At 61.6% G+C, this 21,324-nt stretch carries 21 protein-coding genes; 17 read left to right on the forward strand and 4 right to left on the reverse strand.

Annotation, left to right across the window (positions count from 1 at the left end):
- Window positions 1-17: 17 nt before the first annotated feature.
- Entirely contained in the window at window positions 18-452 is a 435-nt protein-coding gene (locus G7020_RS04320; RefSeq protein WP_181082707.1) for an OsmC family protein, read from the reverse strand.
- 168 nt (window positions 453-620) lie between these two features.
- Between G7020_RS04320 and G7020_RS04325 the strand changes: the two genes are divergently transcribed.
- From G7020_RS04325 to sstT, 3 genes are all read left to right on the forward strand, one after another.
- Complete coding sequence (locus G7020_RS04325; protein WP_181082708.1) at window positions 621-1,643, forward strand: amidohydrolase family protein; 1,023 nt, start codon at window positions 621-623, stop codon at window positions 1,641-1,643.
- A gap of 154 nt (window positions 1,644-1,797) precedes the next feature.
- Window positions 1,798-3,417, forward strand: coding sequence for a methyl-accepting chemotaxis protein (locus G7020_RS04330; RefSeq protein WP_181082709.1), 1,620 nt, complete (start codon window positions 1,798-1,800; stop codon window positions 3,415-3,417).
- 189 nt (window positions 3,418-3,606) lie between these two features.
- Window positions 3,607-4,851, forward strand: coding sequence for a serine/threonine transporter SstT (sstT, locus tag G7020_RS04335; RefSeq protein WP_181082710.1), 1,245 nt, complete (start codon window positions 3,607-3,609; stop codon window positions 4,849-4,851).
- Window positions 4,852-4,928: 77 nt separating this feature from the next.
- Here sstT and fabB read toward each other — a convergent pair whose 3' ends face one another.
- Together fabB and fabA are read right to left on the reverse strand one after the other, a co-directional pair.
- Window positions 4,929-6,146 carry a beta-ketoacyl-ACP synthase I gene (gene fabB, locus G7020_RS04340; protein ID WP_181082711.1) on the reverse strand — a complete coding sequence of 406 codons (1,218 nt, stop codon included), beginning with the start codon at window positions 6,144-6,146 and terminating at the stop codon, window positions 4,929-4,931.
- Between the two features lie 11 nt (window positions 6,147-6,157).
- A complete protein-coding gene (gene fabA, locus G7020_RS04345; protein WP_037022674.1) occupies window positions 6,158-6,673 on the reverse strand; it encodes a 3-hydroxyacyl-[acyl-carrier-protein] dehydratase FabA in 516 nt (171 codons plus the stop codon).
- 404 nt (window positions 6,674-7,077) lie between these two features.
- On the opposite strand from fabA, the gene G7020_RS04350 reads away from it, so the two are divergent.
- From G7020_RS04350 to G7020_RS04385, 8 genes are all read left to right on the forward strand, one after another.
- Window positions 7,078-8,100, forward strand: a complete 1,023-nt coding sequence (locus G7020_RS04350; RefSeq protein ID WP_181082712.1) for an NAD(P)H-dependent glycerol-3-phosphate dehydrogenase — start codon at window positions 7,078-7,080, stop codon at window positions 8,098-8,100.
- A 21-nt stretch (window positions 8,101-8,121) separates the two neighbouring features.
- Window positions 8,122-8,460, forward strand: coding sequence for a DUF4389 domain-containing protein (locus G7020_RS04355; RefSeq protein WP_181082713.1), 339 nt, complete (start codon window positions 8,122-8,124; stop codon window positions 8,458-8,460).
- Window positions 8,457-8,918, forward strand: coding sequence for a phosphohistidine phosphatase SixA (gene sixA, locus G7020_RS04360; protein ID WP_181082714.1), 462 nt, complete (start codon window positions 8,457-8,459; stop codon window positions 8,916-8,918). The genes G7020_RS04355 and sixA overlap by 4 nt, the downstream gene beginning before the upstream one ends.
- Window positions 8,919-8,937: 19 nt before the next feature.
- The gene (locus tag G7020_RS04365; protein WP_181082715.1) at window positions 8,938-9,381 is read left to right on the forward strand and encodes a hotdog fold thioesterase; all 444 of its coding nucleotides are present in this window, start codon (window positions 8,938-8,940) and stop codon (window positions 9,379-9,381) included.
- A gap of 121 nt (window positions 9,382-9,502) precedes the next feature.
- Window positions 9,503-10,312 (forward strand): alpha/beta fold hydrolase, encoded by an 810-nt coding sequence (locus G7020_RS04370; protein ID WP_181082716.1) that lies wholly within the window; start codon window positions 9,503-9,505, stop codon window positions 10,310-10,312.
- Window positions 10,309-11,175: an alpha/beta fold hydrolase gene (locus G7020_RS04375; RefSeq protein WP_181082717.1), complete on the forward strand. Its 867-nt coding sequence runs from the start codon at window positions 10,309-10,311 to the stop codon at window positions 11,173-11,175. Before G7020_RS04370 ends, G7020_RS04375 begins: the two co-directional genes overlap by 4 nt.
- 98 nt (window positions 11,176-11,273) lie before the next feature.
- A complete protein-coding gene (locus tag G7020_RS04380) occupies window positions 11,274-12,122 on the forward strand; it encodes a DUF4892 domain-containing protein (protein ID WP_423835553.1) in 849 nt (282 codons plus the stop codon).
- Window positions 12,123-12,341: 219 nt separating this feature from the next.
- A complete protein-coding gene (locus G7020_RS04385; protein WP_181082718.1) occupies window positions 12,342-13,418 on the forward strand; it encodes an AI-2E family transporter in 1,077 nt (358 codons plus the stop codon).
- Between the two features lie 122 nt (window positions 13,419-13,540).
- Here the strand turns inward: G7020_RS04385 and G7020_RS04390 are convergent, their stop codons facing one another.
- Window positions 13,541-14,533, reverse strand: coding sequence for a patatin-like phospholipase family protein (locus G7020_RS04390; RefSeq protein ID WP_181082719.1), 993 nt, complete (start codon window positions 14,531-14,533; stop codon window positions 13,541-13,543).
- Between the two features lie 198 nt (window positions 14,534-14,731).
- Between G7020_RS04390 and selD the strand changes: the two genes are divergently transcribed.
- From selD to G7020_RS04420, 6 genes are all read left to right on the forward strand, one after another.
- Window positions 14,732-15,766 carry a selenide, water dikinase SelD gene (gene selD / locus G7020_RS04395; protein WP_181082720.1) on the forward strand — a complete coding sequence of 345 codons (1,035 nt, stop codon included), beginning with the start codon at window positions 14,732-14,734 and terminating at the stop codon, window positions 15,764-15,766.
- The gene (gene mnmH / locus G7020_RS04400) at window positions 15,766-16,881 is read left to right on the forward strand and encodes a tRNA 2-selenouridine(34) synthase MnmH (protein ID WP_181082721.1); all 1,116 of its coding nucleotides are present in this window, start codon (window positions 15,766-15,768) and stop codon (window positions 16,879-16,881) included. Before selD ends, mnmH begins: the two co-directional genes overlap by 1 nt.
- A 14-nt stretch (window positions 16,882-16,895) precedes the next feature.
- Window positions 16,896-17,174, forward strand: coding sequence for a hypothetical protein (locus G7020_RS04405; protein ID WP_181082722.1), 279 nt, complete (start codon window positions 16,896-16,898; stop codon window positions 17,172-17,174).
- Window positions 17,175-17,331: 157 nt separating this feature from the next.
- Window positions 17,332-18,249 (forward strand): AAA family ATPase, encoded by a 918-nt coding sequence (locus G7020_RS04410; RefSeq protein WP_181082723.1) that lies wholly within the window; start codon window positions 17,332-17,334, stop codon window positions 18,247-18,249.
- A gap of 16 nt (window positions 18,250-18,265) precedes the next feature.
- Entirely contained in the window at window positions 18,266-19,219 is a 954-nt protein-coding gene (locus tag G7020_RS04415; RefSeq protein ID WP_181082724.1) for a DUF58 domain-containing protein, read from the forward strand.
- Window positions 19,219-21,216, forward strand: coding sequence for a transglutaminase TgpA family protein (locus G7020_RS04420; protein ID WP_181082725.1), 1,998 nt, complete (start codon window positions 19,219-19,221; stop codon window positions 21,214-21,216). The genes G7020_RS04415 and G7020_RS04420 overlap by 1 nt, the downstream gene beginning before the upstream one ends.
- Window positions 21,217-21,324 lie beyond the last annotated feature (108 nt).

The following is a 21,324-nucleotide window of genomic DNA, read 5'->3' on the forward strand; positions in this document are numbered from 1 at the left end:
CGACGGGCTTTCTGCGTTCAGGCCAGCACGCTGACCAGCCGCGTGCCATAAGTCAGGTTGTCTGCGACCGGGCAGCATTTTTCGATCTGTTCGAGCAGGGCCTGCTTTTCTTCGCGGCTGAGATCCGCATCGATCTCGACCTTGATCCGCAGCTCCTGAAAGCCTGGCCGCACATCTGGATCGCGACCGAGCAGGCCAGCCGGATCGTAGTCGGCTTCAACTTCGAAACGCATGCTGCGTAATTCGATTTTCTTCTGATGCGCGATAAAGCGTCCGATAGTGCCGAAGCAGCCGGCCACCGCCGCGAGAATCGCTTCCAGTGGCGTGGGGCCAAGGTCCTGGCCGGCGGCGTTTTTCGGCTGGTCCATGACCAGGCGATGGTTGCCGCATTGCACCTCGATACTCATGCCGGCATTCATTTCGCCCTTGGCACTGATGGTCTTGATGGCCATGTCTGATTCCGCTCCTGATTGAATAAGTGTCGAGGCCCTAGCCTAACGGTGGGATCGAGGCGCGGCGTTGATCATCATCAATATACCCTGCGGGGTATTTGTGGGACTGAAACCTGAACCCGTCTACCAGGTTGGTGGTCTATCCGCTTGGCTGTCAGGAGGACAACAGTGCTCAACGTTCAGAAATACCTTGCTGCGATCTGTCTGGTCGCATCCATTGCGCCGGCCCAGGCGCGTGATTACCGCTACAGCGATGCGCACTTGCATCTGGTGGATTTCTTCCAGGAAAGTGCCGGCATCGAGAAACTCATCGAGGCGATGGATGAGGGTGGCATCGACCATGTGATGGTCAGTGGCATTCCGGTGGCGAAGAAGTGGCATGAAAACGAGCCGAAAAGACCACGTTATTACGCCGGCGACGATGCTCCCGTGTACTGGTACAGCGCAACTGACATGATCGTCGCGGCTGCCATGGAGGAACTGGATGAACAACAGCGCCTGCGCTTCCATCCCTTCCTGTCCGGATTCAACCCCAACGACAAGAATGCCGCCACGCATATCCGCCGCATGCTCGAACTCAACCCCGGCCTCTGGCAGGGCATCGGCGAGGTCTTTACTCGTCACGACGACATCACCGCGCTGACCGAAGGCGACACGCCGCGCGCCAACAACGAGGCGCTGGCGAAGGTCTATCACCTGGCCGCCGAATTCGACCTGCCGGTGATGCTGCATTCCAACATCACCTCCAAGCGCGAACGCAATCCGCTGTATCTGGGCGAGCTGGAGGAGCCGCTGCGCAACCATCCGCATACCCGTTTCATCTGGGCACATGCCGGTACCAGCATGGAGCTGCATCGTCATCAGGAGCAGCTTGATTTTCTGCTGCCAACGGTTTCACGCCTGCTCGATGATTACCCCAACCTGCATATCGATCTGTCCTGGACCATGCTTAAGCCCTACCTGCTGAATGCTGAAGGAACCCCTCGAAAGGAGTGGCTGGAGCTGGTCGAGCGTCACCCGACTCGATTCATGCTAGGCAGCGATGTGGTGGGGCGTTTTGACAGCCTTGCTGAAGGCATGCAGGCGTTTGTGCCCTTTCTCGATGCCCTGCCGAAGAAGGTTGCCAACCAAGTAGCGCTCGACAACTTCCTCGCCATCCTGCCACGCAAACGTCAGGCTCAGGTGCGCTGAGCCATCCTTCGCGTACCGTCGGTCAGGGTGCGAAGCTAAATAACGTTAATTTGACGTCAATCATTCAAGTAATTAGCCGCCGGTGACGATACTGCGCTCAAGTTGCTGTAAACGTTCGGATACAGCATTTTGTTCCATGGAGTGAGGTTGTCCCATGCTTGTGCGCAATATGAATGTTTCTCGGCGATCAGCGCTGGGATTCGGCCTGATAGGTACTATTCTGGTTCTGCTGGGGCTGTTCGCGCTGCAGAAAATGTCGCAGATGCACAGCGAAGCGAAGGGGCTGAGTGAACACTGGTTGCCGAGCATCGTAGCTTTGGGAGAGCTGAACCAACATACGCTGCGTACCCGTATTTATACTCTGCGCTTGGTACTCGACCCTGCTCGGGCCGAAGCGAATCGCGCAGCTCTTGATGAGTTCCGAAATGGGCTACGTCACTATGAAGAGGCGTATCAGCGCAACATAGTGCTGGCGCGCGAACAGGAACTTTTTGACAACTATCGGAGTACGCGGGAAGCCTACGAAGAGGTCCTCGCAGAGGTCACCAGTCTGGAGCGGCAGGGCCAGACCGGGGCGGCGATTGAAGTGATCGGCTCGAAACTGAATGTGACCGGCAACGCGCTAAACGATTCGTTGCATAAGCTGGTTGTATTCAGTTCTGAACAGTCATCACTTTCGGTCCAGAACTCGGAGAAGATCTTTCAGACCTCTCGGCTGTGGATGATTGCAACATTTGTGGTGTCGGCATTTCTGACAGCGCTGCTCGCCTGGGTATTCACCCGCAGTATCGTCCAGCCTCTGAATGAGGCGGTTGCCATCGCTGAAGTGGTCGCAGCCGGGAACCTGACGCAGCACGTCGAAGTGCTCGGACGTGATGAGCCGGCACGTCTTCTGGCAGCCTTGAAAGTCATGCAGGAAACCCTGCGCAGCACCATCCAGGGTATTTCCGATTCCTCGAATCAGCTGGCATCAGCTGCTGAAGAGCTGAATGTGGTCACTGAGGATTCGACCCGTGGCCTGCATCAGCAGAACCATGAGATCGAGCAGGCGGCGACGGCGGTGAACGAGATGACCGCGGCGGTCGACGAAGTAGCGCGCAATGCCGTGGCGACTTCCGAAGCCTCGCGCGAGTCGGACGCAACTGCGCAGCAGGGTCGCCAGCAGGTCATCAGAACGGTCGACTCGATCAATCTTCTGGACGCTGATGTGAGCGCGACGGCTGAGCAGGTCGAGCGGCTGGCGGGGCAAGTGCGTGATATCAGCCAGGTGCTGGATGTGATTCGCTCGATTGCCGATCAGACTAATCTGCTGGCTCTGAACGCCGCCATCGAGGCCGCACGCGCTGGCGATGCCGGTCGTGGCTTCGCCGTCGTGGCCGATGAGGTGCGGGCACTGGCGCATCGCACGCAGCAGTCCACGCAGGAAATCGAGCAGATGATCGCTGCTGTCCATCAGGGCACAGACAAAGCGGTACAGGCCATGCAGACCAGCAGTGATCGTGCCCACACCACACTGGAGCTTGCGCAGGCCGCTGGCGAGGCGTTGGAAGGCATCACGGCGGCCATCAGCCAGATCAGCGAACGTAACCTGGTGATTGCCAGCGCGTCGGAGGAGCAGGCTCAGGTCGCACGCGAAGTGGACCGCAACCTGGTCAATATTCGTGACCTGTCGCTGCAATCCGCCGCCGGCGCCAACCAGACCAGTGCGGCGAGCCAGGAACTGTCCCGGCTCGCCATCGATCTGAACAACCTGGTCGCGCGTTTCCGTATCTGAACAGGCAGCTGACGCCTCGGGCCAGTCGAGGCGTCACGCACGCTGCAATATCGTTCAGACGTTGCATTACAAGTGCTGGGCAGATGGGCCGCGGGTGCGTACCATCCGGCGTTTTATCCGGTCGCCCAGCGTGCTCGTGTTGTCCGCCACGCGCCAGTATCCGTAGCCTCTTACGCCGAGACTCTCTTCATGTCCAACCTGTCCACTCGTGTTTTCAGAGCCTATAGCCGTATCAGTCTGGTGGCGCAGATCGTCACGGGGCTGGTTGCCGGCTGCCTGTTGGCCTGGCTGTTTCCCGAAGCCGCGCGTTCGGTCAGCTTGCTGGGTGATCTCTTCGTGGCGGGCCTGAAGGCCGTGGCGCCGGTGCTGGTCTTCGTGCTGGTAACCGCTTCGCTGGCCAACCACAAGCAGGGACAACCCACGCATATTCGCCCGATCCTGCTTTTATATGCCCTTGGAACCCTGAGTGCGGCGGTGGTGGCCGTAATTGCCAGTAGTCTGTTCCCGACGACCCTGACCCTCGTCAACGAGGCAAGCGATGTAGTGGCGCCATCTGGCGTCGGTGCCGTGCTCAAGACGCTGCTGTTCAATATTGCCGACAACCCTGTACATGCACTTATCGAGGGGAACTACATCGGCATTCTGGCATGGGCGATTGGGCTGGGATTTGCCTTTCGCCATGCGCGGGAAACCACGCGCGAGCTGGTCAGCGATATTTCCGAGGGCGTGATGCTTATCGTCAAGGTGGTGATCCGCTTCGCTCCTCTGGGCGTTTTCGGGCTGGTCGCCGGAACGCTGGCGCAATCCGGGTTCGCGGTGCTCGCCAGCTATTTTCAGCTGTTGCTGGTACTGGTTGGCAGCATGCTGTTCGTGGCGCTGCTGATGAATCCATTGATCGTGTACTGGAAGCTTCGCCGCAATCCCTACCCACTGGTTTTCACCTGCCTGCGAGAAAGCGGGATCACTGCATTCTTCACCCGCAGCTCGGCAGCGAACATTCCGGTCAATATGCAGCTGTGCGAACGTCTGGGGCTGCACAAGGACACCTATTCGGTGTCGATTCCGCTCGGGGCAACCATCAACATGGCCGGCGCGGCCATCACCATCACGGTGCTGACCCTGGCTGCAGTCAATACGCTGGGCATCGTGGTGGATGTGCCGACCGCGATTCTGCTCAGCCTGCTGGCGTCAATCTCTGCCTGCGGCGCCTCGGGTGTGGCGGGGGGATCGTTGTTGCTGATCCCGTTGGCGTGCAGCCTGTTCGGAATTCCCAATGACCTGGCGATGCAGGTGGTGGCGGTCGGGTTCATCATCGGCATCGTGCAGGATTCGGCGGAGACCGCACTGAATTCGTCCACCGATGCGCTGTTCACGGCAGCGTCCTGTATCGCCCATGGCGATACCGTCGAGCTGCCGAATGAACCCTGGAGCTGATGATTCCCGCAATTGAAGCCGGAAACGAAAACGCCCCGAACCGGTCGGGGCGTTTTCGTTGGTGCGCTTGAAGCGGATCAGCCTTTCCAGCGCTTGAGCACCAGGGTGGCGTTGGTGCCACCGAAGCCGAAACTGTTGCTCATGACGGTGTCGAACTGTGCGTTCTCGCGCGTCTCGCGGACGATCGGCATGTCGGCGACTTCCGGGTCCAGCTCGTCGATGTTGGCCGAGCCGGCAATGAAGTTGCCCTGCATCATCAGCATGCAGTAGATCGCCTCGTGAACGCCGGCGGCGCCCAGCGAGTGGCCGGACAGGCTCTTGGTCGAACTGATTGCCGGAACCTTGTCGCCGAACATGTTGCGTACGGCCTTGATTTCCGCGACGTCGCCCACCGGAGTGGACGTGCCGTGGGTATTGAGGTAGTCGATCGGACCTTCGACAGTGGCCATCGCCTGCTGCATGCAACGCAGTGCGCCTTCGCCGCTCGGGGCGACCATGTCGTAGCCATCGGACGTGGCGCCGTAGCCGACGATTTCCGCGTAGATCTTGGCGCCGCGCTTGAGCGCGTGCTCCAACTCCTCGACCACCACCATGCCGCCACCGCCGGCGATGACGAAGCCGTCACGCTTGGCATCGTAGGCGCGCGAGGCTTTTTCCGGCGTGTCGTTGTACTGGCTGGAGAGAGCGCCCATGGCGTCGAACAGGCAGCTCTGGCTGTAGTGTTCTTCTTCACCGCCACCGGCAAAGACCACGTCCTGCTTGCCCATCTGGATCTGTTCCATGGCATGACCGATGCAATGCGCGCTGGTGGCGCAGGCCGATGCGATGGAATAGTTGATGCCCTTGATACGGAACGGCGTGGCCAGGCAGGCCGACACGGTGCTGCTCATGGTGCGCGGCACGCGATATGGGCCAATGCGCTTGACGCCCTTGTCGCGCAGGATGTCGATGGCTTCCATCTGATTGATGGTCGAGGCGCCACCGGAACCGGCGATCAGGCCGATGCGCGGGTTGGAGATGTCATCGGCGCTGAGGCCCGAGTCTTCCAGGGCCTGTTGCATGGCCAGATAGGCGTAGGCCGCCGCATCGCCCATGAAACGCAGGATCTTGCGGTCGATCAGTTCTTCCAGATTCAGGTTGACTGAACCGGAAACCTGACTGCGCAAGCCCATGTCCGCGTAGGCCTGGTTGAAGCGAATGCCGGGGCGGCTGGCGCGCAGGTTGGCGGAGACGGTGTCTTTGTCATTGCCGAGGCAGGAAACGATACCCAGGCCGGTGATCACGACGCGACGCATGCGGAAGTCCTTCAGAAGCTATCGGTAGAGGTAAACAGGCCGACACGCAAACCTTCGGCACTGTAGATCTCGCGGCCATCGACGCTGACTGTTCCGTCGGCGATGCCGAGGATCAGCGAGCGGCTGATGGTGCGCTTGATATGAATGTTATAGGTGACTTTCTTGGCGGTCGGCAGGACCTGGCCGAAGAACTTCACTTCGCCAGAACCCAGTGCACGACCACGACCGGGGTTGCCCTGCCAGCCAAGGTAGAAACCGACGAGCTGCCACATGGCATCCAGGCCCAGGCAGCCGGGCATGACCGGATCGCCTTCGAAATGGCAGCCAAAGAACCAGAGGTCCGGATTGATATCCAGCTCGGCGACCAATTCGCCCTTGCCGTACTTGCCGCCCACCTCGCTGATATGAACGATGCGATCGACCATCAGCATGTTCGGTGCGGGCAGTTGCGCATTACCGGGGCCAAACAGCTCGCCGCGGCTGCAACGGAGCAGATCTTCCCGAGTAAAGGCCTGTTGTTTGGTCATGCGTATTCCTCAATGGTCCCTTTTATGGAGGGCTTGCTGCTTTTCATTCGACTCGAAAATCAAGAGTACGATCATAAAAGACTAGTAATAGACTGCCACCCTGCGCCTAAAGTCACAGCGCAAGAACAAGGGCGTCTTCCGTTTCCATCTGGCCACGAGAGGCTCCATGACAGAAACGGGGCGCTACTTTACCACTCCTGCGTTGTGACAACGACCTTATGACAAACTGTCCCCCATAGACTATGGGGTAATAGCTGCGTGAGACAGGCGCAAGGGGTTTGTTCGTATAGGCTGGATCTGTAACCTGATGATTCCGTACCCCGGCAGCCTTTGTTCTGGCTGTGCGCCGATGGCTACGTAATAATGCCGGGCATCGCCAGCCGATGGCTCGAAACGGATACCCCATGACTGAACAGCAACCCATCGCGGTGCTTGGCGGCGGCAGCTTCGGCACCGCCATTGCGAATCTTCTGGCCGAGAATGGCCACAGCGTGCGTCTGTGGATGCGCGATCCCGAGCAGGCCGAGAGCATGCGCACCCAGCGCCAGAATCCGCGCTATCTCAAGGGCGTGACCTTACTGGCTCAGATCGATCCGGTCACGGACCTCGGCCAGACGCTCGATGACTGCGAATTGATCTTTGTGGCGCTGCCCTCGGCAGCCCTGCGTCAGGCGCTGTCGCCGTTCGCCGACCGGCTGGCGGGCAAGATGCTGGTCAGCACCACCAAGGGCATCGAGGCCCAGGGCTTTCTGCTGATGAGCCAGATTCTCGAAGAGATCGCTCCGCAGGCCCGTATCGGTGTGATTTCCGGTCCTAATCTGGCGCGTGAAGTCGCCGAGCATGCACTGACCGCCACCGTGGTCGCAAGCCATGACGAAGCGCTCTGCCGGCAGGTGCAGGCCGTGCTGCACGGGCGTACCTTCCGCGTCTATGCCAGCGCCGACCGCTTCGGCGTCGAACTGGGTGGCGCGCTGAAGAACGTCTACGCGATCATGGCCGGCATGGCCGCAGCCCTGGGCATGGGCGAGAACACCCGCAGCATGCTGATTACCCGCGCTCTGGCCGAAATGACTCGTTTTGCCGTCAGGCTGGGCGCCAATCCGATGACCTTTCTCGGCCTTGCCGGTGTCGGCGACCTGATCGTTACCTGTACTTCGGCAAAAAGCCGTAATTTCCAGGTAGGCCAGGCGCTCGGCCAAGGCTTGAGTCTCGATGAGGCCGTCTCGCGCCTGGGCGAAGTAGCCGAGGGCGTCAATACCATTCGGGTGCTGAAGACCAAGGCAGAGGAGTTGCAGGTTTACATGCCGCTGGTCGCAGGACTGCATGCCATCCTGTTCGAGGGTCGTACGCTGGAACAGGTCATTGGCTTGTTGATGCGTGGTGAGCCCAAGACCGACGTGGATTTCATTTCGACCGACGGCTTTTGAGCCAAGAAAGCGGAGATACAGATGAACTCATCACACAATAATGCCGAGCGCCAGTCGCTGATCATGCGCGCGGTCTGGATGCTGCTGTTCTTTTTCGTCTGGCAGATCGCCGAGGTAGTGCTGCTGATAGTCGTGGTTGCGCAGCTGGTCATGCGGGCGTTGAACGGCAAGCCCAACGAGAGCCTGCGTGGCTTTGGCGACAGTCTAAGTCAGTACGTGGCGCAGATTGGTCGTTTCGGCACCTTCAACACCGACCGCAAGCCATGGCCGATGTCCGACTGGCCGGTGCCGCGTCCTGCCGACATCGAAACGCCCCCGCCGGTTGCGCCCGAAGCGCCGCAGCAGGGGCAGCAGCCATGAGGCTGTGGCTGCTGCGTCACGGCGAGGCCGAACCCAGGGCGCGTACCGATGCTGAGCGCAACCTGACTGATGCCGGCAGGCTTGAAGTGAACAACAGTGCGGCTCATCTGCGCGGACGCCACTTGCAGGCCATTCTGGCCAGCCCTTACAGCCGCGCCCAGCAGACTGCCGAGATCGTCCGGCAGGCGCTTGGCTTCAGCGGCGCGGTGGAGACCGTGCCCTGGCTCACGCCCGAATCCGATCCGGGCGATGCGCTGCTTTATCTCGGTCGCCGCAGCGAAGAGGAAATCCTCCTGGTGACGCACCAGCCGCTGGTCGGCGCGCTGGGTGACCTGCTGGTCAGTGGGCGTCGTGATACGCCGCTGCCCATGGCAACGGGAAGCCTGGCTGAACTGGAAGGCGAGTACCTGGCGGCTGGGCTGATGCAGCTTGTCTTGCTTCGTCATCCGAGCAGATAGTGACCATGAGGAAGCCCCTTTGAGCATCTGGCAGCGCCAACCTGATCTCGAACAGCTCAACGTCAGCGGCAAGCACTCCATCGTCGAGCTGCTCGATATCCGCTTCGAAGCACTCGACGAACAGTCCATTACCGCCAGCATGCCGGTGGATTCGCGCACGCATCAGCCCTATGGGCTGCTGCATGGCGGTGCCTCGGTGGTGCTGGCCGAGACTCTGGGCTCGATGGCCAGTCACTACTGTATCGATCCCGAGCGTTTCTATTGCGTAGGGCTGGAGGTCAACGCCAACCATTTGCGCGGCCTGCGCAGCGGGCGTGTCACGGCGGTGTGCCGCCCGGTGCACCTGGGGCGTTCGACTCATGTCTGGGATATTCGCCTGAGCGGCGAGGATGGCAAACCCAGTTGTATCTCAAGATTGACGGTTGCGGTGGTGCCGCTTGGGTCCGTGCGACCAGGCCGATAGTCAACCGGCGTCGCTGGCGCCTTGTTTGGCGTGACTGCCTTTCATTCTGCCGCCTGGGTCGATTGCCGCATAGGGAAGGGCTGCCAGACAATGGACGTCTTTCCCTTGGCACCTGGAATCCATGACGCAGCGCATTTTCTTCGCCCACGCCAACGGCTTCCCGTCAGGCACTTACCGTAAGCTGTTCGAGTTACTGGCACCTGATTACAGCGTCACCCATCTTGAGCAGCACGGTCACGATCCGCGCTTTCCAGTGGATGACAACTGGCACAATCTGGTGCGTGAACTACTGGAGCAGTTGGAGCGTATCGGTGAGCCAGTCTGGGGTGTCGGGCATTCGCTGGGCGGCATGCTGCATTATCACGCGGCGCTGCAGCGGCCCGAGCTCTACCATGGCGTGGTCATGCTCGATTCGCCCATGCCGACCTGGTTCGACCAGACAGTTATCTGGGTCGCCAAGCGCTGCGGCTTCATCGATCGCCTGACGCCGGCAGGGCGCACCCTGGGACGGCGTGAAGAATTCGCCAACACTGACGAGGCGCGGCAGTATTTTGCCAGTCGGGCATTGTTTCGCAGCTTCGATCCCGAATGCCTGGATGCCTATGTCGAGCACGGTCTGGAACCGACGGCGCAGGGCGTGCGCCTGCGCTTCGATCCCGATACGGAGATCCGCATCTACCGCAGCGTGCCGCATATCACGCCTGGCTGGCCGCATGCCCTGAAAATCCCGCTGGCAGTCGTGCGAGGCCGGCAAAGTCGAGTCGTGCTGCCGCATCATCTGTATCTGTTGCGTCTGGTTGCGCACGGCGAGGGGCATACATTGCCCGGCGGGCATATGTTTCCGCTGGAGCATCCGCAGGATACGGCAGTCCTGCTCGGGGAGCTGTTCATGCGCTGGGGCGAGGCGAATCAGAAAAGAGGTGTCGCATGACCGTCGCTTTCGAAGAGGTCCGTCTGAGCCTGCCGCATATCGAAGTGGCGGCTCATCTTTATGGCCCGGAAAACGGTCAGCCGGTCATCGCCCTGCATGGCTGGCTCGACAATGCGGCGACCTTCAGCCGACTCGCGCCGCTGCTCGACGGCCTGCGCATCGTCGCGCTGGATCTGCCCGGTCATGGCCATTCCGATCATCGTCCCCTGGGGGCCGCCTACAACATCTGGGATTACGCCCATGACGTGCTGCAGACGGCGGAGCAGTTCGGCTGGCAGCGATTCTCGCTGCTGGGGCATTCCATGGGCGCCATCGTTGCGGTCTTGCTGGCCGGCGCCATGCCAGAGCGGGTCGAGCGCCTGGCGCTCATCGATGGCGTTGTTCCCTTTACCGGCGAAGCCGCTGGCGCCCCGCAAAAACTCGGTGAATCGCTGCGGGCGCTGCTTAAAGTGAAGAACAAGCGCAAGCCGGTCTATGCCACGTTCGAGCAGGCGGTTGCGGCACGCATGAAGGGTGTCGGTGCGGTCAGTTGGGAAGCGGCTGAATTACTGGCCCAGCGTGGCCTGATGCCGGTGCCGGGCGGTTACACCTGGCGTACCGATGCGCGCTTGATGCTGCCGTCGCCGCTGCGTCTGAGCCAGGCCCATGCGCAGGCCTTTATCCAGGCTGTAACCTGTCCGGCAAGCCTGGTGCTTGCCGAGCAGGGCCTGTTGGTCGATCCAGACCTGCGTGAGCGGGTGCAATCCCTGCCGTTCGATCTGCATCACTTGCCTGGCGGACACCATTTGCATCTGGATGATCAGGCGGGTGCGGCGGCGATTGCGGCTGTTTTCAATCCTTTCTTCGCGACTGTGGCTGGGTAACGGACGGCCCGCGCAAGAATCTGTCGCAAAGCCTCGCTTGACACGCTTTTGCCAACTGGTGAGGCTGGGGCATTCGTCTCAGCAGGAAACACAGTGCAATGATCGATTTTCACAGGGCCGCCATGGTCAGGGAGTGCAGACTTTACAGAGCCATAGGGATACTGGGCCTGACCCTGTTTGTCGATGTGGCAAATGCCGCGGACCTTTCTGCCAGCAGGGGTGTCGGGGTATTGGCGAACTACCCGCAGGCGAAAATCGTCTCCGCCAGGGAACAGCCGACGGTGGAACGGAGCTATCCGCTGGATGCCATACGCCGTATCAGCGGGCGCCTGAGAGTGAGCGATCAGATCAGTGCCACTGGCCAGCTGGCGGCCATCACTTATCAGTTGCCGGAGACGCATACCGGCATCGAAGCATTCGAGACGACCCGCAATCAGCTGATCGAGACGGGGGCCGAACTGCTGTTCTGGTGTGAAGGCCGTGAGTGTGGTTCCAGCAGTCTCTGGGCCAACGATATCTTTCAGCGCGCCACGCTCTATGGCCCCGAAGCCCAGCAGGCCTACCTGCTGGCACGCCTGGCGGATGATGCCGGCAGTCTCGTGGCGCTCTACGGCATCACACGTGGCAATGGCCGGCCCTATCTGCACGTGGAGCAGTTCAGCCCGGAACAGCCGCTGGGCGATATTCTGCCGAACCCGGCAACGCTGCTGCGCCAGCTGAAAAACGCGGGAACCCTGTGGCTACCCCGTTTGCCCGACGCGCCCAGCCAGGAGTGGGCGGCGCTGCTGGCCAATGTCCTGCGGCTCGACAGCACGATACGGGTAGTGCTGGAAGGTCAGGGCGCCGCTGCCTGGCATGAAGCCCTGCTGGCCGAGCGCATTGCGGCTCGTCGCCTCGATGGCGAGGCCTCTGCTGAAGAAGGTCTGCGCATCAGACTATTGCGCTGAGAACCTGTTCAACGTCTGCTGCGCGTCGGCACTGCCGCGTTAAAAACAGGCTCGGACTACTCATTTACAGCTGTAAACTCCGTGTCCTCGCCTGTTTTTGCCTTGCATTGCTCTAGCTCGCGAGACTTTGAACAGGTTCTGAGGTGCGTTTCAGACTGCAATAGCCGCCTGATTCAGGCGTGCTGCAGTCGCACCACGTTTTTCCGGATAGGTAGTCTGATGCTTAACAATGATCGTCTGCTGGTGCAGATCCTGCTTCTGGTGCTGCTCGGTGCCTGTCTCTGGGTGCTGGCGCCATTTGCCTCCGCACTGTTCTGGGCGGCGGTACTGGCGTTTGCCAGTTGGCCGGTCATGCGCCTGTTGACGCGCTGGCTCAATGGTAATTCGACCCTGGCCGCGACGCTGCTGACGTTCAGCTGGATGGTACTGGTCGCCGTGCCTTTGGTCTGGCTGGGGCTGAACATTGCCGATCAGATTCGGGAGGTCAACGTCCTGGTCCACAGCCTTCAGGTCGAAGGGCTGCCGGAGCCGCCGACCTGGCTCGGTGAGTTTCCGCTGATAGGCGACAACCTTCTGGATCTGTGGCACACGCTGGACGAGCAGGGCACGGCATTCTTCGCCACCATCCGCCCCTACGTCGGCCAGGTTGGCAACTGGTTGCTGGTGCGTAGTGCGCGTATCGGTGGCGGCATGCTGGAACTGGCTCTGAGCCTGGTGCTGGTGTTCTTCTTCTATCGCGATGGCCCCAAGCTTGCGGCATTCGTCCATAGCCTGCTGCATCGACTGATCGGAGGCCGTGCCGATCACTATCTGGAACTGGTGGCCGGCACGGTACAGCGCGTGGTCAACGGCGTGATCGGCACGGCGGCGGCGCAGGCGATCCTGGCCTATATCGGCTTCAGCATTGCCGGTGTGCCGGGGGCACTGGTCCTCGGACTGCTGACTTTCGCGTTCAGCTTCCTGATGGTGCCACCGCTGATCTGGGGGCCTGCGGTCGCCTGGCTGATCTGGCAGGGGCAGTACGGCATGGCCGTATTCCTCGGCGTGTGGGGCATGTTCATCATCAGTGGCGTGGATAACGTCCTCAAACCCTACCTCATCAGCCGCGGTGGCAACCTGCCGCTGGTGGTGGTGCTGCTGGGTGTGTTCGGTGGCGTGCTGGCGTTCGGCTTCATGGGACTTTTCCTCGGCCCAACGCTGCTGGCAGTCGCCTACAGCCTGCTGGGTGACTGGGTAGCCAAGGAAGTCCCGGAAATCGCCGCACCGCCGAAAGCGCCGAGGAAGCGCTCCGAGTGAGGCCGAAGGGGCTGCAGCCTGATAAAAGCGCCGGAAGAAAAAAGCGCATTGCTCGGCCCCGCTTCGCAGGTTGAATTAGCCGAAGGCGTAATCCGACGTAGCAAGCGTTATTCAGCGGCTTGCTAGCACTGGTCCTTCTCGTACTTGTCCAGGGCATCGCTGGCGACGATTCGCCCCAGCTTGATCAGTTCCGGCGCCTTGTAGAACTCGTAGAAGCGGCAGGCGCGCTTGGGGATATTGATCAGGACGTTGGGCGGGTAACCGGCGATCTTGTATTGCGTCAGGGAGGATTGCATCACCTCGAAGCTCTGGTTGATCAGTTCGAGCAGCGACGCCGGGCCGCTCACATCCACCACCATCGAGCCTTCAGCCGATTTCGGCGGGCAACGCCCGGTCGGCGCCGCAGGCGGCTGACCTGCACGGGCTTCTTCGCCGGACTGAAGCTCGGCAAGCTGTTCATCCAGCCCATTATTGTTCTTGCGCCAGAACGGGATATGCGAGCTGATCGAGCTCATCATGCTGTCGAAACGACCCGGTCGGAATATCTCCGGCAAGGGGTACTGACGATGATTGTTGGCGTTGAGGTTGACCGCGATGATGATGTCGCTGTGGCTGGACACCACGGGCACGATCGGTAGCGGGTTGAGTATGCCGCCATCGACCAGCACCCGGTTACCCTGTATGACCGGTGTGAACAGGCTTGGTATCGCCGCGGAGGCGCGCATGGCCAGTTCCAGGTTGCCTTCCTGGAACCAGATTTCCTGCTGGTTGGTCAGGTCGGCGGCGACGGCGGTAAAGGGAATCGGCAGGTCTTCGATATTGATCGAGCCGAGCATGTCGCGAATGCGTCCGAAAATCTTCTCGCCGCGAATGGCGCCGAGGCTGAAGCTCGGATCCACCAGGCGCAGCATGTCGAAATAGTCGAGGCTTTCGATCCAGGCGCGGTATTCGTCCAGCTTGCCCGCCGCGTAGATGCCCCCGACCACTGCGCCCATCGAGCAGCCGGCGATGCACTCGATCTCGTAGCCTCGCAGCGTGAGCTCCTCGATGACGCCGATATGCGCATAACCTCGCGCACCCCCGGAACCCAGAACCAGTGCGACCTTGTTGCCCATGCAATTCTCCCTGTGGCAGGAACGTTAGCATCAAGCCTGCGTGGTTGAGCTTCAAGCGCGGGACAACAATATTTAGTCTGACAAGGCTCTGGATGGAGCCCACCGCTGAGCGCTTGCTGCTCGATACGGCATGCGCCAGCCTTTCTGCCTTCTTGCTACAATCGGCGCCCATTTTGCGACCGTCATGAGGCTTTCCAGATGAGCGAACCCATTCGCCTTACCCAGTACAGCCATGGTGCCGGTTGCGGCTGCAAGATTTCCCCGAAGGTGCTGGATGTTATTCTCGCCGGCAGCGGTGCGCAGAACCTCGATCCGCGCCTGTGGGTCGGTAATGCCTCGCGCGACGATGCGGCGGTTTATGGCATCGACGGCGAGCGCGGGGTGGTTTCGACCACCGATTTCTTCATGCCCATCGTCGACGATCCTTTTGATTTCGGTCGTATTGCCGCGACCAACGCCATCAGCGACATCTACGCCATGGGCGGCGATCCGCTGATGGCCATCGCCATTCTGGGTTGGCCGGTCAACGTGCTGTCGCCGGAAGTGGCGCGCGAGGTGATCGCCGGCGGTCGCGCGGTCTGCGATGCAGCGGGTATTCCGCTGGCAGGCGGGCATTCCATCGACGCGCCCGAGCCGATCTTCGGCCTGGCGGTGACCGGGCTGGTCAACAAGAGCCAGATGAAGCGCAACGATACGGCCACGGTGGGTTGCAAGCTTTACCTGACCAAGCCGCTGGGCATCGGCATCCTGACCACGGCGGAAAAGCAGGCCAAGCTGCGTGCCGAGGACGTGGGCCGTGCACGAGACTGGATGTGTACGCTGAACACGCCCGGCAGCCGTTTTGGCAAACTTGCCGGGGTGCATGCCATGACCGATGTCACCGGCTTCGGCCTGCTCGGGCACCTGGTCGAGATGGCTGATGGCAGCGGCGTCACAGCGCGCATCGACTACGCACGGGTGCCGCGCCTCGAAGGCGTCGAATATTACCTTGAGCAGGGCTGCGTGCCGGGCGGCACCGGGCGTAACTTCGACAGTTATGGCGAACGCATCGCCGCGCTGAACGAGGCGCACAAGCAGCTGCTCTGTGATCCGCAGACCAGTGGTGGCCTGCTGGTCGCCGTGACGCCTGAAGGCGAAACGGAGTTTCTCGCCGTAGCGACCGAACTGGGGCTGACGCTCGAGCCGATTGGCGAGCTGGTCGAAGCCGGTGCTTTTGCGGTCGAGGTTCGTTGATGCGCGGTGATACCGATAACTACCGAGCGTTGTTTCTTGACGATATTCCGCTGATGGATGCGCGGGCACCGGTGGAATTCGCCAAAGGCGCCTTTCCTGGCGTAGTCAATTTGCCCCTGATGAATGACCTTGAGCGGCAGAAGGTCGGCACCTGCTTCAAGCAGCACGGGCAACAGGCGGCCATCGAGCTTGGCAATCGGCTGGTCAGCGGGCAGATAAAGGCCGAGCGAATGGGAGCCTGGGTCGATTTCGTCCGGAATAATCCGCACGGCTACATCTACTGTTTTCGTGGTGGCTTGCGTTCGCAAATCGTGCAGCAATGGCTCAAGAGCGAGGCGGGCATCGACTACCCGCGCGTGACCGGCGGCTACAAGGCGATGCGCCATTTCCTGCTGGATACGCTCGAACAGGCAGCGACCGGCCTGGATTTCGTGCTGGTCGGCGGCATGACCGGTACCGGCAAGACCGAAGTGCTGGCACGCCTGGGCAACAGCGTGGACCTCGAAGGTCTGGCCAATCATCGCGGTTCGAGCTTCGGCAAGCGTGCCACGCCGCAGCCGGCACAGATCGACTTCGAAAATGCGCTGGCGGTCCGCCTGCTGAAAATGCAGGCGGCAAATGTCAGCCAGTTCGTACTTGAGGATGAGGCGCGCCTGGTGGGGCGCTGCTCGATCCCGCTGCCGCTGTTCCAAGGCATGCAGCATTATCCCCTGGTATGGCTGGAAGACAGCCTTGAGGGGCGTGTCGAGCGGATTCTGAAAGACTATGTGGTCGATCTGTGTGCCGAGTTCATAGCCGGGCAGGGTGATGCCGGCTTTGCTGCCTTCGCCGAGCGTTTGCAGCAGAGTCTGGTCAATATCAGCAGGCGGCTGGGCGGCGAGCACTACAGGAAACTGGCTCTGATCATGGATCAGGCGCTGGCCGAGCAGGCCCGCAGTGGCGCGGTGGACCTACACCGCGACTGGATCGAAGCCCTGCTCACAGACTATTACGACCCGATGTACGTCTATCAGCGTGAGAGCAAGGCGTCCCGAATCGAATTTGCTGGTGAGCAGGACGCGGTGGTCGAGTTTCTTCGCGAGCGTGCTGCACGCAAACACGATAAAAGCCTTTGAAGAAGGAGTTGGTGATGAAGAACCTGATCTGTCTGTCCTTGCTGGTGCTGACCCTGAGCGGTTGCGCCGCTAAAACCGCCTATCGCGACAGCTGTGCATCCCTGCTGGATGCGGCTTGGGAGGAGCAGAGCCTGGCCGAAGCGGAAGGTTTCGCCGGCACCGTGAGCTACTCCAAGGCGATGGCCCTGCTGACCGGCGCCAAGACCCAGCAGCAGTTCGAGGCCTATCGAGGCTGTACCCAGAAAGCCAAGAAGGCGCGCTTCTACCTGCGCGAGTCGCGCGCGGGGCGCTAGTTGCCGCTCGCAGGGCCGAACGTGTTCGGCCCTGCGACGACGCTTTTGCGGCTACAGCTCGGTCGCACCCTGGAACTTCATCACAACAGTTTCCCGTGCTTTTGCCTGTGGCTCCCGGTGTCAGTAGCATCAGGGCTGACAAATGAAGGAGAGTGGCATGCGCGCACGATTGGACGTCTGTCTACGAGCGGTCAATGAAGTCCTGCTCGGCAAGCAATCACAGGTGCAACTGGCAATGGCCTGCCTGCTGGCGCGGGGGCATTTGCTGATCGAGGACCTGCCGGGCATGGGCAAGACTACTCTGAGCCACACCCTGGCCAGGGTTATGGGGCTGGAATTCCAGCGTATTCAGTTCACTTCCGATCTGTTGCCGGGCGATATTCTCGGCACCTCGGTGTTCGACAAGGACAGCGGGCAGTTCGTCTTTCATCCGGGGCCGATCTTCGCCGAACTGGTGCTGGCCGACGAAATCAATCGGGCCACACCGAAAAGCCAGAGCGCCCTGCTCGAAGCCATGGAGGAAGGCCAGGTCACTATCGAGGGCGCCACGCGACCCCTACCTGAACCCTTTTTCGTCATCGCCACGCAGAATCCGGTCAGTTCAGGTGGCACCTTCACCTTGCCGGAATCGCAGCTGGACCGTTTTCTCATGCGCCTGTCGCTGGGTTATCCGGCGAAGGCGGCGGAAAAGGCTCTGTTGCTGGGCGATTCGCGGCGCGATCTGCTGGCACGGCTGGAGCCCGTACTCGACCGCGCCACGCTGGTGGCGATTCAGGAGACCGTGGCCCAGGTCCGCGTCAGCGATGCGCTGGTTGATTATGTGCTGCGACTGGTCGAAGCGACGCGCACGCAGCCGCAGTTCGCCTGGGGATTGTCGCCGCGTGGCAGCCTTGCGTTGCTGGCGGCGGCGCGGGCCTGGGCCTATCTGGATGATCGGGATTACGTGATCCCCGAGGATGTGCAGGCGGTGCTGCCCTCGGTGACAGGGCATCGGCTGCGCGAGCGCGCCGATGCCGGTGGCCATGGTGGCGGTGCACTGGTGCAGTGGCTGCTGCGCGAAGTACCGGCGCTCTGATGGTCTCCTGGATCCCATGAGGCTGCTACCGCGAACTCGTGAGCGCTGGCTGCTCAAGCGCATCCCGCCAGGGCCGAGCGTACGCCTCGATCAGCGACGAATCTTCATCATGCCCAGCGCGGTCGGCATGGCCTTCATGATTGCTCTGCTGCTGATGCTGGTAGCGGCCATCAACTACCAGAACAGCTTGGCCTATGCGCTGACCTTCCTGCTCGGCTCGGTGTTCGTGGTAACCATCCTGCATACCTGGCGCAACCTGGCCGGCCTGGTGCTGCAGGCGGGTGGTTCGGATGCGGTATTTCTCGGCGAACAGGCGCGCCTGCGCGTCAGGCTGGAAAGCCGTGGCCGTCTGTATCAGGCCGTCGCGCTGGGGTGGCCGGGCGGTGATTTACAACGAGTCGATGTGCCCGTTGGCGGCATCTGCGAGGTCGAACTCAGTCTGCCGAGCGAGCGCCGTGGCTGGCTGCGCCCCGGTCGGTTGCGGGTGGAAAGCCGTTTCCCGCTGGGGTTGCTGGTGGCCTGGAGCTGGGTCGATCTGCAACTGGCGGCGCTGGTCTATCCCCGGCCCGAAGTCGGCGGGCTGCCGCAAACCGCCGGCCTTGACGATGAGGATGAAGGCAGTCGCGCGCTGGGTCATGGGGTAGATGATTATCAGGGGTTGCGTGACTGGCAGCCGGGGGATTCGCGGCGGCGGCTGCACTGGAAGGCTTTTTCACGTGGCCAAGGGTTGTTGGTGAAGGAGTTTTCGGCGTTGGTTGGGCAGGAGCCGCTGCTCGATCTGGATGCCCTCGACGGTGAACTGGAGGCGCGGCTGTCGCGGCTCTGCCATTGGGTCGTCGAGTTGTCGGCCCGACAGCAACCCTTCGCCTTGCGTCTTGCGGAGTTGACGATTGGCCCGGCTGGCGGAGCCGATCATCGCAACCGTTGCCTGCGTGCGTTGGCGCTGTTTGGTCAGCGGGAGAGCGAGTGATGAGTGGCATCCAGCCGATACCCCGCAACGGCCTGGTCTGGCTGCTGGTGGCCCAGGTGCTGGTGATCCTGCCGCATCTGGACCATCTGCCGCTGTGGATCATCGGTCTCTGGCTGGGTTGCGCGGCATGGCGGGTACGGATATTTCGCATGCAGGCGCGTTATCCGCGCGGCTGGATGAAAGCGCTGATGATGATCGGCGCGGGGTTCGGTGTGTATCTGTCTCGCGGTAGCCTGATCGGTCTGGAAGCCGGCGTGGTGCTGCTGATCGCCGCGTTCATCCTGAAACTGGTGGAAATGCGCAGTCGCCGCGATGCGCTGGTGCTGATCTTTCTCGGCTTCTTCACCGTCGTTACCAGCTACCTGTTCAACGACAGCCTGCTGGCCGGGCTCTACAGCCTGTTGCCGATCATCGCGCTGCTGGCGGCGATGATCGGCCTGCAGCAGAGCAGCGCCAGAACCCATCCCTGGCCGACACTGCGGCTGGCCGGTTCGCTGCTGTTGCAGGCGGCGCCGCTGATGCTGCTGCTGTTCGTGCTGTTCCCACGCTTCGGTCCGCTATGGTCATTGCCACAGCCCAAGGACCGGGCGATTTCCGGGCTGGCCGACAGTATGTCGCCGGGCGATATCGCCGAACTGAGCCGCTCTCCCGCGCTGGCCTTCAGGGCCAGCTTCGAAGGACCGATGCCCGAGCGGGATCGTCTGTACTGGCGCGCCGTCACGTTCGAACGTTTCGATGGCCGACGCTGGTCGCAGTCCTTCGCGGCGCAGGTGCCCCAGGCGCCGGAGTGGAGTCCGCAGGGCGCGGCGCTGAACTACAGCATCGTCATGCAGCCCAGTGGTCGCCCCTGGCTGTACGCGCTGGACGTGGGGGAGGTCGATGCGGACGATGTACGCCTGATGACCGACTTTCATCTGCAGCGTCGGCATCCGGTGGACAAGCCGCTGCTCTACGAGGTGACTTCCTGGCCTGACGCCCTGCGTGAACCCAGGCCTGCGCCGGCCACCCTGGAGCGCTCCCTGCAGCTGCCCGCCGAAGGCAATCCACGCGCCCGCAACTGGGCGACACAATTGCGCCGCGAGCATCAGGACCCCGAAGCGCTGGTGCAGGCGCTGCTGCGCCATTTCAACCGGCAGCCCTACGGCTACACGCTGCGACCGCCGCCGGTGGGCAGTGACATCGTCGATGATTTCCTGTTCGAGACCCTCAACGGCTTCTGCATCCACTATGCCGGAGCGATGACTTTTGTGCTGCGCGCCGCAGGAGTACCCGCACGGGTGGTGGCGGGTTATCAGGGCGGAGAGGTCAATCCTGCCGGCAACTACCTGTCGGTGCGTCAGCTCGATGCTCATGCCTGGGTCGAATACTGGGTCACGGAACGCGGCTGGGTCAGCGTGGATCCGACCTTTCAGGTTGCGCCGGAACGCATCGAGTTGGGGCTGGAAGAAGCGTTGGTCGATGAACAGAGCCTGCTTCAGGAATCTCCGATGAACCTGCGCCGCTACCGTGATATTGGCTGGTTGAACGAGCTGCGCTTTGGTTGGGACAACCTCAACTACGGCTGGCAGCGCTGGGTGCTCGATTACCAGGGCGAGCGTCAGCTGCGAACCCTGAAGGGGTGGTTCGGTGACATCGATACGCGTCAGCTCGGATTGTTGCTGCTCGTCTGCGCCGCCGTGCTGATTGCGCTGCTGACCCTGTTGCTCCTCAAGCCCTGGCAGTACGAGCGTGATCCGCAACTGCGCCTGTTCCGCCGCTTCGAGCGTTTGCTGGCGCGGCGTGGCGTCATCCGCGAGGATGGTGAGGGCGCGCGTGACTTCGCCGAGCGTGCGGCGCGCGAGTTGCCGGCGCAGGCCGAGGCCATTGGCGATTTTGCCCGCCTGTACGAGCGTGCACGCTATGCCGGCGAGGCGCCGGACAAGGCTGCGATACAGAGCGCGCTGGCGCGGCTCGGGCGACGCCTGCCGTGGCGTACCGAGGCGCGCGGGAAGCCGTAGGACGAGCTCATTCGGCTTCTTCGGCCCTGCAGATTGGCTAATCTCCCCTGTCAGGCCGTGCGCCCGTGTCTCCGGGCAAGGCTAAGATAGCGGCCCATCACCGGCTTT

This window comes from Stutzerimonas stutzeri, assembly GCF_013522825.1.
GTDB lineage: Bacteria > Pseudomonadota > Gammaproteobacteria > Pseudomonadales > Pseudomonadaceae > Stutzerimonas > Stutzerimonas stutzeri_AK.

Excerpts from the sequence above, each read along its gene's own strand:
- G7020_RS04320 (WP_181082707.1), bottom strand. The coding sequence starts at position 452 with ATGGCCATCAAGACCATCAGTGCCAAGGGCGAAATGAATGCCGGCATG.
- G7020_RS04330 (WP_181082709.1), top strand. The coding sequence starts at position 1,798 with ATGCTTGTGCGCAATATGAATGTTTCTCGGCGATCAGCGCTGGGATTC.
- sstT (WP_181082710.1), top strand. The coding sequence starts at position 3,607 with ATGTCCAACCTGTCCACTCGTGTTTTCAGAGCCTATAGCCGTATCAGT.
- fabB (WP_181082711.1), bottom strand. The coding sequence starts at position 6,146 with ATGCGTCGCGTCGTGATCACCGGCCTGGGTATCGTTTCCTGCCTCGGC.
- fabA (WP_037022674.1), bottom strand. The coding sequence starts at position 6,673 with ATGACCAAACAACAGGCCTTTACTCGGGAAGATCTGCTCCGTTGCAGC.
- G7020_RS04350 (WP_181082712.1), top strand. The coding sequence starts at position 7,078 with ATGACTGAACAGCAACCCATCGCGGTGCTTGGCGGCGGCAGCTTCGGC.
- G7020_RS04355 (WP_181082713.1), top strand. The coding sequence starts at position 8,122 with ATGAACTCATCACACAATAATGCCGAGCGCCAGTCGCTGATCATGCGC.
- sixA (WP_181082714.1), top strand. The coding sequence starts at position 8,457 with ATGAGGCTGTGGCTGCTGCGTCACGGCGAGGCCGAACCCAGGGCGCGT.
- G7020_RS04370 (WP_181082716.1), top strand. The coding sequence starts at position 9,503 with ATGACGCAGCGCATTTTCTTCGCCCACGCCAACGGCTTCCCGTCAGGC.
- G7020_RS04375 (WP_181082717.1), top strand. The coding sequence starts at position 10,309 with ATGACCGTCGCTTTCGAAGAGGTCCGTCTGAGCCTGCCGCATATCGAA.
- G7020_RS04380 (WP_423835553.1), top strand. The coding sequence starts at position 11,274 with ATGATCGATTTTCACAGGGCCGCCATGGTCAGGGAGTGCAGACTTTAC.
- G7020_RS04385 (WP_181082718.1), top strand. The coding sequence starts at position 12,342 with ATGCTTAACAATGATCGTCTGCTGGTGCAGATCCTGCTTCTGGTGCTG.
- G7020_RS04390 (WP_181082719.1), bottom strand. The coding sequence starts at position 14,533 with ATGGGCAACAAGGTCGCACTGGTTCTGGGTTCCGGGGGTGCGCGAGGT.
- selD (WP_181082720.1), top strand. The coding sequence starts at position 14,732 with ATGAGCGAACCCATTCGCCTTACCCAGTACAGCCATGGTGCCGGTTGC.
- mnmH (WP_181082721.1), top strand. The coding sequence starts at position 15,766 with ATGCGCGGTGATACCGATAACTACCGAGCGTTGTTTCTTGACGATATT.
- G7020_RS04405 (WP_181082722.1), top strand. The coding sequence starts at position 16,896 with ATGAAGAACCTGATCTGTCTGTCCTTGCTGGTGCTGACCCTGAGCGGT.
- G7020_RS04410 (WP_181082723.1), top strand. The coding sequence starts at position 17,332 with ATGCGCGCACGATTGGACGTCTGTCTACGAGCGGTCAATGAAGTCCTG.
- G7020_RS04415 (WP_181082724.1), top strand. The coding sequence starts at position 18,266 with ATGAGGCTGCTACCGCGAACTCGTGAGCGCTGGCTGCTCAAGCGCATC.
- G7020_RS04420 (WP_181082725.1), top strand. The coding sequence starts at position 19,219 with ATGAGTGGCATCCAGCCGATACCCCGCAACGGCCTGGTCTGGCTGCTG.